This is a genomic window from Pseudomonas frederiksbergensis (genome assembly GCF_003732275.1).
Taxonomy (GTDB): Bacteria; Pseudomonadota; Gammaproteobacteria; order Pseudomonadales; family Pseudomonadaceae; genus Aquipseudomonas; species Aquipseudomonas frederiksbergensis_H.
The window spans coordinates 382,052-397,970 of the sequence record NZ_MOBM01000038.1; the positions used below are offsets into that span (position 1 = coordinate 382,052).

The 15,919-nt window shown below is 61.7% G+C and carries 15 protein-coding genes; 9 read left to right on the forward strand and 6 right to left on the reverse strand.

The window, feature by feature from the left end; genetic code table 11:
* Positions 1 to 294: 294 nt before the first annotated feature.
* The 9 genes from BK662_RS21010 (at position 295) to BK662_RS21050 (ending at position 12,806) form a co-directional block, all read left to right on the forward strand.
* The gene (locus BK662_RS21010) at positions 295 to 1,254 is read left to right on the forward strand and encodes an AAA family ATPase (protein WP_007901181.1); all 960 of its coding nucleotides are present in this window, start codon (positions 295 to 297) and stop codon (positions 1,252 to 1,254) included.
* Between the two features lie 5 nt (positions 1,255 to 1,259).
* Entirely contained in the window at positions 1,260 to 2,204 is a 945-nt protein-coding gene (locus tag BK662_RS21015; RefSeq protein ID WP_123359663.1) for a DUF58 domain-containing protein, read from the forward strand.
* Positions 2,201 to 2,695: a DUF4381 domain-containing protein gene (locus BK662_RS21020; protein WP_123359664.1), complete on the forward strand. Its 495-nt coding sequence runs from the start codon at positions 2,201 to 2,203 to the stop codon at positions 2,693 to 2,695. The genes BK662_RS21015 and BK662_RS21020 overlap by 4 nt, the downstream gene beginning before the upstream one ends.
* Complete coding sequence (locus BK662_RS21025) at positions 2,688 to 3,767, forward strand: vWA domain-containing protein (RefSeq protein ID WP_123359665.1); 1,080 nt, start codon at positions 2,688 to 2,690, stop codon at positions 3,765 to 3,767. Before BK662_RS21020 ends, BK662_RS21025 begins: the two co-directional genes overlap by 8 nt.
* Positions 3,764 to 5,500, forward strand: coding sequence for a tetratricopeptide repeat protein (locus BK662_RS21030; protein WP_123359666.1), 1,737 nt, complete (start codon positions 3,764 to 3,766; stop codon positions 5,498 to 5,500). Before BK662_RS21025 ends, BK662_RS21030 begins: the two co-directional genes overlap by 4 nt.
* The gene (locus BK662_RS21035; RefSeq protein ID WP_123359667.1) at positions 5,497 to 7,149 is read left to right on the forward strand and encodes a BatD family protein; all 1,653 of its coding nucleotides are present in this window, start codon (positions 5,497 to 5,499) and stop codon (positions 7,147 to 7,149) included. Before BK662_RS21030 ends, BK662_RS21035 begins: the two co-directional genes overlap by 4 nt.
* A gap of 181 nt (positions 7,150 to 7,330) precedes the next feature.
* Entirely contained in the window at positions 7,331 to 8,575 is a 1,245-nt protein-coding gene (locus tag BK662_RS21040) for an exonuclease SbcCD subunit D C-terminal domain-containing protein (RefSeq protein ID WP_123359668.1), read from the forward strand.
* Positions 8,572 to 12,213 carry an AAA family ATPase gene (locus tag BK662_RS21045; RefSeq protein WP_123359669.1) on the forward strand — a complete coding sequence of 1,214 codons (3,642 nt, stop codon included), beginning with the start codon at positions 8,572 to 8,574 and terminating at the stop codon, positions 12,211 to 12,213. The genes BK662_RS21040 and BK662_RS21045 overlap by 4 nt, the downstream gene beginning before the upstream one ends.
* Complete coding sequence (locus BK662_RS21050; RefSeq protein ID WP_123359670.1) at positions 12,210 to 12,806, forward strand: glutathione S-transferase; 597 nt, start codon at positions 12,210 to 12,212, stop codon at positions 12,804 to 12,806. The genes BK662_RS21045 and BK662_RS21050 overlap by 4 nt, the downstream gene beginning before the upstream one ends.
* 156 nt (positions 12,807 to 12,962) lie before the next feature.
* On the opposite strand, the gene BK662_RS21055 is transcribed toward BK662_RS21050, so the two are convergent.
* From BK662_RS21055 to BK662_RS21075, 6 genes are all read right to left on the reverse strand, one after another.
* Positions 12,963 to 13,220, reverse strand: a complete 258-nt coding sequence (locus BK662_RS21055) for a hypothetical protein (RefSeq protein WP_123359671.1) — start codon at positions 13,218 to 13,220, stop codon at positions 12,963 to 12,965.
* On the reverse strand, positions 13,217 to 13,429 hold the full coding sequence (locus BK662_RS21060; RefSeq protein WP_123359672.1) for a hypothetical protein: 213 nt from the start codon (positions 13,427 to 13,429) through the stop codon (positions 13,217 to 13,219). Before BK662_RS21060 ends, BK662_RS21055 begins: the two co-directional genes overlap by 4 nt.
* 115 nt (positions 13,430 to 13,544) lie before the next feature.
* On the reverse strand, positions 13,545 to 13,670 hold the full coding sequence (locus tag BK662_RS35500; RefSeq protein WP_259695949.1) for a hypothetical protein: 126 nt from the start codon (positions 13,668 to 13,670) through the stop codon (positions 13,545 to 13,547).
* Positions 13,671 to 13,876: 206 nt separating this feature from the next.
* Positions 13,877 to 14,056 carry a hypothetical protein gene (locus tag BK662_RS21065; RefSeq protein WP_019650041.1) on the reverse strand — a complete coding sequence of 60 codons (180 nt, stop codon included), beginning with the start codon at positions 14,054 to 14,056 and terminating at the stop codon, positions 13,877 to 13,879.
* A 155-nt stretch (positions 14,057 to 14,211) separates the two neighbouring features.
* Positions 14,212 to 15,387, reverse strand: a complete 1,176-nt coding sequence (locus BK662_RS21070; RefSeq protein WP_123359673.1) for a lactonase family protein — start codon at positions 15,385 to 15,387, stop codon at positions 14,212 to 14,214.
* Positions 15,374 to 15,670: a DUF5629 family protein gene (locus tag BK662_RS21075; RefSeq protein WP_123359674.1), complete on the reverse strand. Its 297-nt coding sequence runs from the start codon at positions 15,668 to 15,670 to the stop codon at positions 15,374 to 15,376. The genes BK662_RS21070 and BK662_RS21075 overlap by 14 nt, the downstream gene beginning before the upstream one ends.
* Positions 15,671 to 15,919: the final 249 nt, after the last annotated feature.

The window sequence follows — 15,919 nt, forward strand, 5'->3', positions numbered from 1 at the left end:
GCCTCGGAATCTCGGGTGCCTGAACCTGCCTCATCGCGAGCAGGCTCGCTCCCACATTTGATCGCATTTTCATGTGAGAACCCGGTCACCTGTGGGAGCGGGCTTGCTCGCGAAGAGGCCAGCCAGATCACCACCCTGCCCCTCGCCTACAAAATTCCAACAATTTCCCCCATCAATTCCCGCACTTTGCACAAAATGCCGTTAGTCGCCGCACCCTGCGATGGATTAAAGTAACGCCCCCAGCCCTGGCGTTATTCGAACGTCTTCGGTCACCCTTTCCAGGAACAGTCATCGATGGAACATCGTGAAGCGCTGCTCGCGCTGCGAACCTTTCTTTCAACGCAGATTCTCGGCCAGGAAAAACTCATCGAGCGCTTGCTCATCGCCTTGCTCGCCGACGGCCACATGCTGGTCGAGGGCGCCCCGGGGCTGGCCAAGACCAAGGCCATCAAAGAGCTCGCCGAAGGCATCGAAGCACAGTTCCATCGCATCCAGTTCACCCCCGACCTGCTACCGGCCGACATCACCGGCACGGAAATCTATCGCCCGGAAACCGGCAGCTTCGTGTTCCAGCAAGGTCCGATTTTCCACAATCTGGTGCTGGCGGACGAAATCAACCGTGCCCCGGCCAAGGTTCAGTCGGCCCTGCTTGAAGCCATGGGCGAACGCCAGGTCAGTGTCGGGCGCAGCACCTACGACCTGTCGCCGCTGTTTCTGGTCATGGCCACGCAAAACCCCATCGAGCAGGAAGGCACCTACCCGCTGCCCGAAGCCCAGCTCGACCGTTTCCTGATGCACGTAAAAATCGGCTTCCCTGACGCCGCGGTCGAGCGCCGGATTCTGCAACAGGCTCGCGGCGAAGCGCTGCACGGCGAAACCAAGCCCGAGCGCCGGGTCAGCCAGCAGGCGATCTTCGCCGCGCGCAAGGAAATCCTCGGGTTGTACATGGCCGACGCCGTGGAGGAATACCTGGTGCAACTGGTCATGGCCACCCGCACGCCGGCCAAATTCGACCCGGAAATGGCCGAATGGATCGCCTACGGCGCCAGCCCGCGGGGCTCCATTGCCCTGGACCGTTGCGCCCGGGCCCACGCATGGCTGGCCGGTCGCGACTTCGTCAGCCCGGAAGACATTCAGGCGGTGCTGTTCGATGTGTTGCGCCATCGCATCATTCTTTCCTTTGAAGCCGAAGCCGCTGGCATCGACCAGGACCGGGTGGTCCAGCGGATTCTCGACGTCGTAGCCGTCGCTTGACCCCGATGAACGCCCTCCTGCCGCCCGAGCCGGGCATCCGTGTCAGCCTCGCCGAGCTGATCGAGATGCGCCATCGCGTGCGCGAAGTGCAGCTGTTTTCCACGCCGAGCCAGCGCAGCCCGCTGATCGGCCTGCACCACTCCAAACTGCGCGGGCGCGGGGTGGACTTCGATCAGGTGCGGGTCTATCAGGCCGGTGATGACGTGCGAAGCATCGACTGGCGCGTCACCGCCCGGACCCAGGAGCCTCACACCAAGCTGTTCCACGAAGAACGCGAGCGGCCGATTTTCATCATGGTCGAACAGAGCCGCCGGTTGTTTTTCGGCTCCGGGCTGATGTTCAAATCGGTGCTTGCTGCCCAGGCGGCGAGCCTGATTGGCTGGGCCGCGCTAGGCCATAACGACCGGGTCGGCGGCCTGGTGTTCGGCGACGACGAGCACTACGAAATCAAACCGCGACGTAGCAAACAGAGCCTGCTGCAATTGCTCAACCGCCTGGTGCGGGTCAATCAGTCGCTGCACACCGAACGCGAGCCGGACCGCGACGCCTTCGGCATTGCCCTGCGCCGCGCCCGGGAAGTACTGCGCCCCGGCAGCCTGGTGATTGTGATCTGCGATGAACGCGCCTTGTCCGACGGTGCCGAGCAGCAGTTGAGCCTGTTGTCACGCCATTGCGACCTGTTGCTACTGCCCGTGTCCGATCCGCTGGATCACGCCCTGCCCGCCGCCGGGCTTTTACGCTTCACGGAACGAGGGGCGCAGCTGGAACTCGACACGTTGAATTACGACTTGCGCCAGGCCTATCGCGCACAAGCGGAAGCGCGTATCGCCCGCTGGGAGCTGTTGGCGCAAAAGTTGCGGGTATTGCTGATGCCTTTGAGCACCCAAAGCGAAATGGTCGAGCAACTGCGCGAATACCTGAACCCGCAGCGTCCGGGGAAAGGTCGATGAGCAGCCTCGATCAACTGCAACCGCTGATTTCCCCGCCACCGATCGGCTTCTGGCCGCCGGCGCCGGGCTGGTGGCTGCTGCTGTTATTGCTGCCATTGATCGGTCTCGGCTTGTGGCAGTTGCGCCGTTTCATCCCGAACAAGCGCCCTATCGTCCGCGCCGAACAACCGCTGGATCCTGTGCGTCTCGCGGCGCTGGCTGAACTCGCCCGGATGCCCAAGCCCTATGACGGCGCCCCGGCCGGTGCCTGGCTGCAGCAACTCAACGGGCTGCTCAAACGCCTGTGCCGCAACCATTACCCCTACAGCCAGAGCCACACCCTTAATGGGCGCAAATGGCTGGCATTCCTCGATAACCGATGCCCGGCTGCAGGCCTTACGCGCTGGATGGTGCTGGTGGAAGGCGCCTACAAACCCGAATGCAAACTCGACGACAAGGCCATCGCCGGCCTGACTCAAGCAGTCGACACCTGGATTCGCAAACATGTTTGAGTTCGCCTGGCCGTGGATCTTCGCCCTGCTGCCACTGCCGTGGCTGATGCGGGTGTTACTGCCGGTCGCCGACAGCGGCGAACCGGCACTCAAAGTCAGCTTTCTCAGCGACCTCGAAGGCCTCGCTCGCCGCCGTGCCCGGGCGAATCTGCCGGCGTGGCGTCAGCAGGCACCGTTCATTTTGCTGTGGCTGTTATTGCTGATCGCCGCCGCGCGCCCGCAATGGCTCGGCGACCCCCTGCCGGTTGCCGCCAGTGGCCGCGATCTGCTGGTGGCGGTCGACGTGTCCGGCTCCATGGATTTCCCCGACATGCGGTGGCAGGACGAAGACGTCAGCCGACTGTCGCTGGTGCAGCATTTGCTCGGTGACTTTCTTGAAAGTCGCGACGGCGATCGGGTCGGGTTGATCCTGTTCGGCAGCCAGGCCTATCTGCAAGCGCCACTGACCTTCGATCGGCACACCGTTCGCGTGTGGCTCGACGAAGCGCGGATCGGCATCGCCGGCAAGAACACCGCCATCGGCGATGCCATAGGCCTGGCCCTCAAACGCCTGCGTCAACGCCCGGCACAAAGTCGTGTGCTGATTCTGGTCACCGACGGCGCCAACAATGGCGGCGAAATCGACCCGCTGACCGCCGCACGCCTGGCGGCCAAAGAAGGTGTGAAAATCTATCCGATCGGTATCGGCACCGATCCGGAACAAAGCGGCACTTTGGGATTCCTGGGCATCAACCCGAGCCTGGACCTCGACGAACCGGCCTTGAAAGCCATCGCCCAAGCCACTGGCGGCCAGTACTTCCGCGCCCGCGACGGCGAGGAATTGCAGGCGATCAAGCGCACCCTCGACCAACTGGAACCCGTGACTCAACAACCCACCCAAGCCCGCCCGGCCCAAGCGTTGTATCACTGGCCTCTGGCGATGGCCCTGCTGTTGAGCATGCTGCTGGTGATCCGCGAGCGCTGGCCGGACAACCCGTTGCAACGGCTGTTTACCAAAGAGCGGTTTCTGCAATCGCAACTGCCCGACTGGCGTCAGCGGCTCAAACGCCTGCGACTGCGGAGGCGCCGATGATTGCGCTCTGGCCGCACTGGTTCCGTCCCTGGTGGCTGCTGTTGTTGCCGCTGCTGGGCTGGTTACTCTGGCAACTCTGGCATCGGCAGAAGCGCGCAGGCCGCTGGCAAATGATTCTGCCACCGGCCTTCCACGCCGCGTTGCTCAGTGGTGGCAGCGGTCGCGAGAGCAAACTGCCCTGGGTCGCCCTGGGCCTGGCTTGGGCGCTTACCGTTTTGGCCCTGCTAGGGCCGAGCTGGCAGCGCGTCGAACAAACCAGCCAGAAACCCGCCGACCCGCTGGTGGTGTTGCTTGAGCTGACTCCGGAAATGCTCGCCACCGATAGTGCGCCGAACAGGCTGGAACAAGCCCGGCGCAAACTGTTCGACCTGCTGCAAAACCGTAGCGACGCGCAGACCGCAATCATCGTCTACGCCGGCAGCGCCCACACCTTGGTGCCGCTGTCGGATGACCTGTCGACCAGCCGCAACCTGCTGGGTGCGCTCAAGCCGTCGCTGATGCCCCAGGCCGGTCATCGTGCCGATCTGGCGGTGGCCAAGGCCCTCGCGCTGCTGGATCAGGGCGCCCTCGGCCAGGGTCGGATCCTGCTGATCGGCTCGTCGCTGACGGAACAGGAACGCCAAGGGACTCGTCAGGCATTGGACGACAAGTCCACGCAATTTCTGATGCTCGGTATCGGCACTGCCGAAGGTGCGCCGGTCGCGCAGGACGACGGCAGTTTCCTCAAGGATGACCTGGGCGCAATTCTGGTGCCGCGTCTGGACGGCCCCAGCCTGAAGGCCTTTACCAACGGTCTGGGTGGACGTTACCGCCAGGCACGCCTGGACGATGCCGACCTGCGCGGCCTCGGCCTGCTCGACGGCCCACGGGATCTGCGCAACGACGGCCAGACGCTGCGTCTCGACACCTGGGCCGATCAGGGTTACTGGCTGCTGCTGCCACTGTTATTGCTGGCCGCTTGTGCCGGGCGCCGCGGCTGGCTGTTCTGCCTGCCGCTGCTGTTCCTGCTGCCGCAACCGAGTTACGCCTTCGATTTCGAAGACCTGTGGCTGCGTCCCGATCAACAGGGCCTGCACTTGCTCAAACAAAAGCGCCCGGCCGAGGCTGCGCAGCATTTTGAAGATTCTCAATGGCAAGGCGTGGCGCTTTATGAAGCTGGCGACTACAGTGGCGCCGCTCAGCGGTTTGCCGAAAGCAATGACGCCCACGCCCACTACAATCGTGGCAACGCCCTGGCCAAAAGCGGTGAGCTGGAAGCGGCGCTAGACGCTTACGAACAAGCGCTGGAACGTCAACCGGATCTGCGTCCGGCCCTGACCAACAAGGCACTGGTGGAAAGTCTGCTCAAACAGAAGGCCTCAGCGCCGCCCGTCGAGCCGGACAAAACCGCCGATGGCAAAACCGAAACCATCACCCAGGAACCGCCGCCGGGCAGCGCCACCCAACCCAGCAATGGCGAGCCGAAAACCGACGCCGAGCAAACCACGCCGGACGCCGAGCAGCCGCCCACGACACCACCGCAACCGGGCGCCAATGAAGTCCCGGGCAGCGAGTTGGGCGATGAGCAAAGCACCACGCCACCGCGGCACCCGGCCAGCGACATGATCGAAGGCGAACAGCGCCAGGCGCTGGAGCAATGGCTGCGCAAGATCCCGGATGACCCCGGCGAACTGCTCAGACGCAAATTCTGGTACGAACAGCAACAACATCAGGATCAGGAAAAAACTCGATGACCCGCTTCACCGCCTTCTTGCTTGCATTGTTGCCCGCCCTGTTGCTCTGCACCGTTCAGGCCCAGGCTGCGGAGCTGGTCGCCAGCGTCGATCGCAGCCGCCTGAATTCCGGCGAGACGGTCGAACTGACCCTGGAAACCAGCGACGTAACCCAGTTCGGCAAACCCGACCTGACCCCGCTGGAGCCGCTGTTCGAAGTGCGCGGCACCCGTCAGGTCAACCAACTGAACACCCTCAACGGCGACACCCAAGCGACCACCCGCTGGATCATCACCCTGCTGCCCCGGCAAAACGGCAGCGTGGTGATTCCGTCGCTGCAACTGGGCGACGTCCAGAGCCAGCCGATTACCGTACAAGTGATCGAAAGCGAAACCCAGGACAGCAGCAACACACTGGCGCCGGTGTTCATCGAGGCCAGTCTCGACCAGAACAGCGTCTATGTGCAGGCCCAGGCGATCCTGACTTTGCGCATCTACCATTCGGTGTCGCTGTACGACGACAGCAGCCTGACCCCGTTGCAGATTCCCGATGCGCGCATCGAACAGCTGGGCGAGTCGCGCACCTACGAAAAAGTCATCAACGGATTGCGCCATGGCGTGATCGAAATGCGCTACGCGATTTACCCGCAACACAGCGGTGAATTGACCATTCCGGCGCAGATGTTCAGTGCCACGCCGGTCGATACCCGGCCGTCCCAGGACGCAACACCCCAAGGGCCAAAACCGGGCAAGCAGATGCGCGTCAAATCCGCCGAGATCCCGCTGACGGTCAAGGCCAAACCCGGCACGTATCCGGCCGATGTTCCCTGGCTGCCGGCCCGTAGCTTGAGCCTGAGCGAAACCTGGAGCCCCGAACCGGATCAAGCGCAGGTCGGCGACTCGCTGACCCGTAGCCTGACCTTGAACGCCGAAGGCCTCGCCAGTTCCCAGCTGCCCCCCTTACCCGCCACCGAGATCAACGGCCTGCGGCGCTACCCGGATCAACCGGTGCTGGGCAACCAGAGCAGCGAGCGCGGCTTGATCGGCAGTCGCGAGGACCGTGAAGCCCTGGTGCCGACCCGTACCGGCAACATTGACTTGCCGAGCGTTGAAGTGGTCTGGTGGAACACCTTCGAGGATCACCTGGAACACAGCAGCCTGCCGGCCCGCACGCTGCAAGTGGCGAGCAATCCGAGCCTGATCGTCGATAGCCCGGCGGGCAGCCCGCAGGTGATGTCCGGCGCCAACAACGAAGCCCTCTGGTGGTGGAAACTCAGCACTGTGATTCTGGCCTGCACCACCCTGCTGGGCTTCGGCCTCTGGTGGCGCGCCCGTTCGCAACCGGCAATCCTGCGGGCGGCGCAAACCGGCCCGAGCCCACGCACGCTGCTCGACGACCTCAAACGCGCCTGCCAGGCCAACGACTCCCATGCCACCCGCCAGGCCCTCGACGCCTGGGCCCGGCAACAACCGGAAACCCTGGCCGACATGGCGGCGCGTTTTGTGCCGCTGTCCGATGCGCTCGATGGCCTGAACGGCGCGCTTTACAGCGAAACCGGACAGTACTGGCAAGGCGAAGAACTCTGGCGCGCAATTCGTGCGATCCCGACGGCCGAAGGGGTTCAAGACCTGGTTGGCGATACCGGGTTGCCGCCGCTTTATCCGAAATAGAATCAAAAGATCGCAGCCTTCGGCAGCTCCTACGGGTGTACACCATTCCAATGTAGGAGCTGCCGAAGGCTGCGATCTTTTCTGCCCTTCTGCATTCCCGACCTTTTGCCAGTAAACTCTCCTCCCTTTAGTCGCTGTCATTTTCCTCGCGATCATTACCTTATTTCCTACGGAGTACGCCTTGCGTCTGTTTCATACCTCCGACTGGCACCTTGGGCAGAACCTGCACGGCCAGGAGCGCGATTTCGAGCACGCCTGTTTTCTTGACTGGCTGCTGCGTCAGCTGAAGCTGGACCAGCCCGATGTGCTGCTGATTGCCGGCGATATCTTTGACACAGTCAACCCGCCGGTCAAAGCCCAGGAACGCCTCTACGATTTCATCGTCAGCGCCCACGAACAGCAGCCCTTGCTGACCATCGTGATGATCGCCGGCAACCATGACTCCGGCTCGCGAATCGAACTGCCCGCGCCGTTGATGCGGCGCTTGCGCACTCACGCCCTCGGTCGCGTGCTGTGGCTCGATGACGGTCAACTGGATGCCGAACGTCTGTTGCTGCCGTTGCCTGATGCCAGCGGCGAAATTGCCGCCTGGTGCCTGGCGCTGCCGTTCCTGCGCCCGGCCGAAGTGACCGGCGCGCATTTGGGCGATAACTATTTGCGCGGCATCGGCCAGGTTCATGAATGGCTGATCGAAGCGGCCAACATCAAGCGCAAACCAGGCCAGGCGCTGATCGCCATCAGCCATGCGCACATGGCCGGCGGTTCGGTTTCGGAAGATTCCGAACGTAGCCTGATCATCGGCAACGCCGAAGCCCTGCCTGCCAGTCTGTTCGGGCCGAGCATCAGCTATGTCGCCCTCGGGCATTTGCACAAGCCGCAGAAGGTCAACGGTGAAGAGCGCATTCGCTACTGCGGATCGCCGATTCCGTTGTCGTTCTCCGAGATCAATTACCAGCATCAGATTCTCGATATTCAGCTTGATGGCGAAACATTGGTCAGCGTCGAACCGCGCCTGATTCCGCGTTCCGTCCACCTGCAACGCCTCGGCTCCGCGCCGTTGGCCGAGATCCTGCTGCAACTGGCCGATCTGCCCAACATCGACCTGCTCGCCGATATCCAGCGCCAGCCGTGGCTGGAAGTGCGGGTCCGTCTCGACGAACCGCAACCGGACCTGCGCCATCAAGTGGAAACGGCGCTGCAAGGCAAAGCCGTGCGGCTGGTGCGCATTGCTGCCGAATACGCCGGCAATGGCAGCCGCGACGGCGTCGATGACGGCACAACCTTGATCGAACTGGATCAGCTTTCGCCCCAGGAACTGTTCAGCCGCGCCTGGCAGGACAACTACGGCAGCGACGTCGACGAGCAAACGCTCAAGGACTTCGCCGAGCTGTTGCAAGACGTGCAGATGGAGAGCGAACAGCCATGAAAATTCTCGCGATCCGCCTGAAAAACCTCGCCTCCCTGGCCGGGCCTTTTGAAATCGATTTCACCGCTGAGCCCTTGGCCAGTGCCGGTCTGTTCGCGATTACCGGACCGACCGGGGCCGGCAAAAGCACGCTGCTCGACGCCCTGTGCCTGGCGCTGTTTGGCGCCGTGCCGCGCCTGAACAACACCGGCCGCGACGCCAAGGTCCCGGATGCCGATGGCGAAATCGGCACCGGCGACCCGCGTACCCTGCTGCGTCGTGGCACCGGTGAAGGCTATGCGGAAGTGGATTTCGTCGGCATCGACGGTCGCCGCTATCGCGCTCGCTGGGAGGCCAACCGCGCTCGAGAAAAGGCCGGCGGCAAACTGCAAGCCAGTCGCCAGAGCCTGCGCGACATCGATCAGGATCAACTGCTGGCCAGCCAGAAAGGCGAATACAAAGCTCAGCTCGAAGCCGCGCTGGGCCTGAACTTCGAACAGTTCACCCGCGCCGTCATGCTGGCTCAGAGCGAGTTCAGCGCCTTCCTCAAGGCTGACGACAACGACCGCAGCGAACTGCTGGAAAAGCTCACCGACACCGCGCTCTACACCCGCCTCGGTCGACGCGCTTTCGACAAGACCAAAGAAGCTCGTGAAGCCCACAAGCTGTTGCAGGATCAGGCCACCGGGGTCACGCCGCTCTCCCCCGAAGCTCGGGCTGAACTCGATGAGCGTTTCAACAACGCTCAGCAGCAACTCAAGACCCAACAAGCGCAGCTCAAACAGTTGGAGTTGCAACACACCTGGCTCAAGGAACTGCGCCAGGTGCAGGACGCGCAACAGAGCGCCACCGAGCAACTGCACTCCGCCCAGCAACACTGGAACAGCCTCGCCGGCGAGCGCTTGAAGCTGACCCGACTGGAGCAACTGGCGCCGCAACGGCATCAGTTCGCACGCAAGACCGAACTCACCGCCCAGCTCACGCCGCTGGCAGCGCAGATTCAGCTGCACACGCAACAGCAAAGCGAGCTGATCGAGCGACAGACTCAACTCGAACAGAGCCTGGGCACCGCCCAAACGGTGCTGACCCAAGCGCAAAGCCAACACACCTCCAGCGCGCCACTGCTGCGCCAGGCCTTCGAAGAGCAAAGCGCCCTCGCCCGTCTGGTCAAGGACGCCAGCCGCAGTGCCGACCTCAAGCAGCAGGCGGAACAGGCCTGCACTCAGGGTCAGGGGACGATTCAGGGTTTGCTCGACCAACAGAAACAGGTCGCCGAACGGTTGCAGCGAATTGCCGGCGAGCTTGAGCAAAGCACCCCTCTGGCGCCGTTGAGCGATGCCTGGAATGCCTACCGCGATCGCCTGCAACAACTGATGCTGATCGGTAATCGCCTGAACAAGGGCCAGGCCGAACTGGCGGCTCTGGAGCAAAACGCCGCCCGCGCCGCCCAGGAGCTGGCCACCCAGCGCCAGAGCCTTGAGGTGCTGTACAAAGAGGCCGGCGCCGAACCTGAAGCGGTGGCCGAGCAGATTCAGATCCTCGGCAGTCTGCTACAGGACAACCGCAAGCAACTGCGGGCCTTTGAAGAACTGACGCGACTGTGGGCCAGCCAACAGGAACTGGACAAGCGCGGCGCCGAGCTTCAGCAGCGACAACTCGCCGCTCAGCAAGATCGCGATCGTCTGACCCAGGACGGCGTGAAGACCAAAGCCGAACTGAGCGTCGCCGAACAGACCCTGACCGTCACCCGCGAACTGCTGGAGCGTCAGCGCCTGGCGCGCAGTGCCAGTGTCGAAGAACTGCGCGCGCGGTTGCAGGACGATCAGCCGTGCCCGGTTTGTGGCAGCCCGGACCATCCCTATCATCAGCCTGAAGCCTTGTTGCAAAGCCTCGGCCGGCATGATGAAAGCGAACAGACCAACGCTCAGAAAGCCGTCGACCTGCTCAAGGAAAAACTCACCGATCTGCGCGCCGAAGTCGGCGGTTTGATTGCTCAGCAAAAGGAATTGCTGCAACAGCAAGAACAGCTCGCGGCTCAGCAACAAGGCCTGACGCCAAGCCTGGAAGCGCACCCACTGTCCGCACAACTGTTGGGCCAGGACGCCAGCAAACGCGATGCCTGGCTAACGCAACAAAGCAGCCAGTTGAACCAGAGCATCACGCAGGACGAACAACGGCAAACCGCCCTGCTCACCCTGCAACAGGATGCCGCGCGCCTTGCACAGCAACTGCGCAGCGCCGAAGCGGCAAGTCAGCAAGCAACACAACACCTGCTCAACCAGCAACGAGAGTTGAGCAGTGATCGCCAACGCCTGGATGAAGAACTGACGGCGTTCAGCACCCTGCTGCCAGCCGAGACGCTCGAGGCCTTGCGCAACGAACCCGCCGCGACCTTCATGCAGCTCGACCGGCAGATTGCCCAGCGTCTGGAACAACTCGACCAGCAGCGCGATGAACTCGGCGAACAGCAACAACGCCAGCAGACGCTGGAGAAAGAACAGTACCAACAGCAGACCCGCACCCAGCAGTTGGACGCCGCGCAACAGCAGTTCACGGCGTTGACCGGGCAGCAACAGGCTTGCCAGCAGAAACTGACTCAACTGCTGGGCGAACATGCCAGCGCCGAACAGTGGCAGCAGCAACTGGATCAGGCCGTCGAGCAGGCGCGCACTGCCGAAGCGACGGCCAATCAGGAATTGCAAACCGTGCGCACGCGATTGGTGCAACTGGCCGCTGAACTCAAGGCGCAGCAGGAGCGTTCGCAGGCCCTGGAAACCGAAGATCGCGAGCTGAGCGCCAAGATCGCCGACTGGCGTGCGCAGCATCCAGAACTGGACGACGGCGGACTGGAAGATTTGTTGGGCGTCGACGACCAACATGTCAGTGAACTGCGTCAACGCTTGCAGCAGAGCGAAAAAGCCATCGAGCAAGCCAAGGTGCTGTTGCAGGAGCGCGATCAGCGCTTGCTCGATCATCAGGCGCAGCACAACGGCAATCTCGATGCAGAACAACTGGCCACGACGCTGGCCGAGCTGCAAAACCTGTTCGCCACCAGCGAGCACCGCTGCGCCGAATTGCGCGCAGAACAGGCCGAGGATCAGCGTCGACAGAACGCCAATCAGGCGCTGGCGCAACAGATCGCCGACGCCTACACCGAGTATCAGCGCTGGGCACGCTTGAATGCGCTGATCGGTTCGGCCACCGGCGACACCTTCCGCAAGATCGCCCAGGCCTACAACCTCGACCTGTTGGTGCACCACGCCAACGTCCAATTGCGACAACTGGTGCGGCGCTATCGTTTGAAACGCGGCGGCAGCATGCTCGGGTTATTGGTGATGGACACCGAGATGGGCGATGAACTGCGCTCGGTGCATTCGCTGTCCGGTGGCGAGACGTTCCTGGTGTCGCTGGCGCTGGCGCTCGGTTTGGCGTCAATGGCTTCGAGCACGCTGAAAATCGAATCGCTGTTCATCGACGAAGGCTTCGGCAGCCTCGATCCGGAATCCCTGCAACTGGCCATGGACGCCCTTGACGGTTTGCAAGCGCAGGGCCGCAAGGTCGCGGTGATTTCCCACGTGCAGGAAATGCATGAACGGATTCCGGTACAGATTCAGGTCCACCGCCAAGGCAACGGCCTGAGTACGCTGGAGGTGAAATGAATACGTTGTATTCATTCCGCCGCTGCCCCTACGCCATGCGCGCACGCATGGCCCTGCACAATTCGGGGGTTGCGGTGAATATCGTCGAGGTCAGCCTCAAGGCCAAACCGGCCGAAATGCTCGCACTGTCGAGCAAAGGCACGGTGCCGGTGCTGAGTGTGGATGGGCAGGTGATCGATGAGAGCCTGGAAATCATGCGCTGGGCGCTGGCGCAGAACGATCCGCAGGACTGGTTGCTCAAGGATGATCCGCAAGGACAGCAACGCAGCGCCGCACTGATCGAAGAGAACGATCAGGTGTTCAAGGTGTACCTGAATCGCTACAAGTATGCCGAGCGTTATCCTGAGCAACCGATGGAGTTTTACCGATCAGAGGGCGAGGTGTTTTTGCAAAAACTGGATGATTTGCTGGAAGGGCGCGACTACTTGCTGGCCGGGCATCCGAGCCTGGCGGATATCGCCGTGATGCCGTTCGTACGGCAATTCGCCCACGTGGATCGCGAGTGGTTCGGGCAGACGCCTTATGTGCGGTTGCAGGCGTGGTTGCAGCGCTTCATCGAGTCAGACCTGTTCACCGGTGTGATGCAGAAATAACACCGCGCACTTGTGGCGAGGGAGCTTGCTCCCGCTCGGCTGCGTAGCAGTCGTATATCAGCCGATGAAAGCTGTCTGAAACAATGAGGTGGCAGGTTTTGGGGCTGCTGCGCAGCCCAGCGGGAGCAAGCTCCCTCGCCACATTAGATTGGGGATTCATGCCAATACCGCGCACATCCCCAACGCCGAGCAGTCCACCTGGAACGGCCCGAAGAATCCGCCATTGGGCTTGATCGGCGGATTACCCACCAGCAGCTCCAAAGCCTTGGCAGTCTGAATGTTGTGGGCGATGTTGTGGTTGCATTCGATGGCCCGTGCCACCGACCCCGCCGAGCCCTGCCCGATCCCAAGTAAAGAAGCGCCATTGGTCATGAACGCCAGGAAGGCGATGACCCAGAGCTTGCGTCCTTTCATGCCCCCACCACTCCCGCCACGTCGGCGTGATCGACCATTACGTTTTGCGCGCGGTGTTCGAATTGAATGGCGGGATAAGCGACCTGAATCGGTGCTTGAAGGCTTTGTTGCGATTGAGCCGAAAGGCTGACGAGCAACACCATGACCACGTAAAGACCGATGGCCAGGTAGGCGCCGTATTTGGCAGAAGTGATGATTGCGCTGGCCATGGTGTTCTCCGTTGGCATGTTTCAGTGCCCACAGAATCGATCAAAAAACAGAAGATAACTAGCGAGCTTTATGCATAGTAGCTATCAGTTTTATTGATCATGAACCCGGCGTGTTTCAGTCCTCGATAAAACTCATCAAGCGCTCGCGGGCCGCCTCAGGTTCGTTTGAAACGGGCTGGGCTGCAGACAGAATCGGGGTTGAATAGAGAAACAGGAGAACCACTGCCAGACGCATCGCCATGCTGTCGATCCTTATTGGGGAAGGAGTCAAAAACTCAGCGTCAAATTTAAACTCATGGCCATGTGATATCAAGCAATACATTGATAGCAATATGATGCTGTCGGAAACGCGTTATGCAGGAGCGACATCACTTCGGGGCTTTTCGGCGCTTATAGCTCGATCGGCAAGTGACTTCGCTCCTGCATAAAAGGTGCAAGGCTTACATTTCAGTGTTGGGTTTTATGATCCAGCGCGGCGTAGAAGTTGGCGCTCTGTTGCAGGTATTTCTGGGTGTAGCTCTGGGTGTGGGATTTTTTATCGCTGATTTCAACGTTGGCGCTGGCTGGCAGTGCAACGGTGGCAGAGATAGCGGAAGCGGCGATGACGGAGAAGAGATTGAAGTTCATGGCGGTATTCCTCGATTCAGTTGGCTTGCTTGCCCGGTGGGGCCGTGAAGCAAACTTAACTCCCGAGGGTCGGCGCCTTGAAATGCTTTGTAGCATTAGCCGATATCAGTCTCATTAATAGAAGGTTGCAGGCCCCATCAACCGGGGCCTGCGGTCTATTGACGCACCAGGAACTTGAGATCGCTGGGGGCATCCATCGGCAGTTTCTGCACGGTTTTACCCAACAGACCGGTCTTGGCGTCGCGTTCGACGACGACAATCTGGTTGCTCTTCTGGTTGGCAATCAGCACGAACTTGCCACTCGGATCGAGGCTGAACTCGCGCGGGTGATCACCGTCCACGGAGCGGCGCTGAAGCTCCTTGAGGTGCCCGGTCGCCGGGTCGATGGCGAACACCAGCAATTGATTGGTGGTGCCACGGTTGCTGACGTAAAGGAACTTGCCGTCGGCCGAGGCGTGAAGCGCAGCCGCAGCCTTGCCCGATGTCGGCAGACCCGCCGCCAGATCGACCAACTGCGTTTGCTCAAGCCTGCCGTCGCGGTAATCGAACACCGCGACCTGCGCGCTCATTTCCATGGTCAGCCAGGCGTGCTTGCCATCGGCGCTGAACAGCAAGTGTCGCGGCCCGCTGCCGGGTGGCAACTGGACGGACGCCGGTTTGGCGGCGGTCAATGGCAGTTCCGGATTAGCTTTTGGATCGAAGCGATAGACGAAAATCTTGTCCGCTCCCAAGTCGTTGGAAAACACGTATCGGCCATCCGGTGATGAAACCACCGAATGCACGTGCGCTGACTTCTGCCGCTCAGGATTGACCCGGCTGGACGGATGACTGCTCATCTGCACGACGGGTTTTAGCTTGCCATCGGTGCCCACCGGTAACACCGCCAAGGTGCCGCCCGGGTCTTCAGCCACCGAGTAGTTGCTGACAAACACGTGACTGGCGTCGCCGCTGACGCTCGAGTGCGTCGGCTCGTTGCCCAGGGTTTGCACCTGACTGATCAGGCTCAACTCGTGGGTCTTGGGGTCGATCGCATAGCTGCTGACACGCCCTACCGGATCGGCCTGACCCGGGCCGTTTTCGTTGACCGCGAACAGGCGCTGTTGATCCTTGGACACGGCGAGCCAGGACGGGTTGGCGCTCTTCACCACTTGCAGGGGTTTGGCGTCGATCTGCCCGGTGCGGCTGTCGAAGCTCAGGCGATAAATACCCTGGCTCTGGCCGGCGGTGTACGAGCCCACCAGCAACTCGTAATGATCGGCCGGTGCCGCCTGCACGCCCATCGCGCCGACACTGCCGGCCATCAACAGTGGCCAGAGGTTACGCATCCTCATTCGCTTCGTCCTCATCGTCACCACCGCCGAATGCTTCCATGGGCACCAACCGGTGCTCGCCGGAATCGCCGGTAATGATCCAGCTCTTCAAGTCAGGATCGAAAGTCGCCGCCGCGATCTGCGCCACGCTGAACTCCCAGCGCTTGAGCGCCCGACCGTCCATGCATTCGATGTGCAGGTTATCGTCTTCATCGAGAGAGAAGTCGAACGCGTGCAGCCCGTCGATTTCCAACATGTCGCAATGTTCGAGGGCGTTGATCAAGGTGTCGTCTACGGCAGTCATGGCAGTCAATCTTTGAATGGAAAAAAGCAATGATAGCTCAATGTGGAAGCGGGCTCGTGTCGGTCACAACACTCGCACACGACACCGAACACATGTGGGAGCGGGCTTGCTCGCGAAGACGGTGGCACATCCAACCTCGAAGTGACTGTCAGACCGCTATCGCGAGCAGGCTCGCTCCCACAATGGGTCAGTGCCGATCACATCATTCGCGCACGACACCGGACACACGTGGGAGCGAGCCTGCTCGCG

Coding starts and splice junctions, on each gene's coding strand:
- BK662_RS21010 (WP_007901181.1), top strand. CDS start 295: ATGGAACATCGTGAAGCGCTGCTCGCGCTGCGAACCTTTCTTTCAACG.
- BK662_RS21015 (WP_123359663.1), top strand. CDS start 1,260: ATGAACGCCCTCCTGCCGCCCGAGCCGGGCATCCGTGTCAGCCTCGCC.
- BK662_RS21020 (WP_123359664.1), top strand. CDS start 2,201: ATGAGCAGCCTCGATCAACTGCAACCGCTGATTTCCCCGCCACCGATC.
- BK662_RS21025 (WP_123359665.1), top strand. CDS start 2,688: ATGTTTGAGTTCGCCTGGCCGTGGATCTTCGCCCTGCTGCCACTGCCG.
- BK662_RS21030 (WP_123359666.1), top strand. CDS start 3,764: ATGATTGCGCTCTGGCCGCACTGGTTCCGTCCCTGGTGGCTGCTGTTG.
- BK662_RS21035 (WP_123359667.1), top strand. CDS start 5,497: ATGACCCGCTTCACCGCCTTCTTGCTTGCATTGTTGCCCGCCCTGTTG.
- BK662_RS21045 (WP_123359669.1), top strand. CDS start 8,572: ATGAAAATTCTCGCGATCCGCCTGAAAAACCTCGCCTCCCTGGCCGGG.
- BK662_RS21050 (WP_123359670.1), top strand. CDS start 12,210: ATGAATACGTTGTATTCATTCCGCCGCTGCCCCTACGCCATGCGCGCA.
- BK662_RS21055 (WP_123359671.1), bottom strand. CDS start 13,220: ATGAAAGGACGCAAGCTCTGGGTCATCGCCTTCCTGGCGTTCATGACC.
- BK662_RS21060 (WP_123359672.1), bottom strand. CDS start 13,429: ATGGCCAGCGCAATCATCACTTCTGCCAAATACGGCGCCTACCTGGCC.
- BK662_RS35500 (WP_259695949.1), bottom strand. CDS start 13,670: ATGGCGATGCGTCTGGCAGTGGTTCTCCTGTTTCTCTATTCAACCCCG.
- BK662_RS21065 (WP_019650041.1), bottom strand. CDS start 14,056: ATGAACTTCAATCTCTTCTCCGTCATCGCCGCTTCCGCTATCTCTGCC.
- BK662_RS21070 (WP_123359673.1), bottom strand. CDS start 15,387: ATGAGGATGCGTAACCTCTGGCCACTGTTGATGGCCGGCAGTGTCGGC.
- BK662_RS21075 (WP_123359674.1), bottom strand. CDS start 15,670: ATGACTGCCGTAGACGACACCTTGATCAACGCCCTCGAACATTGCGAC.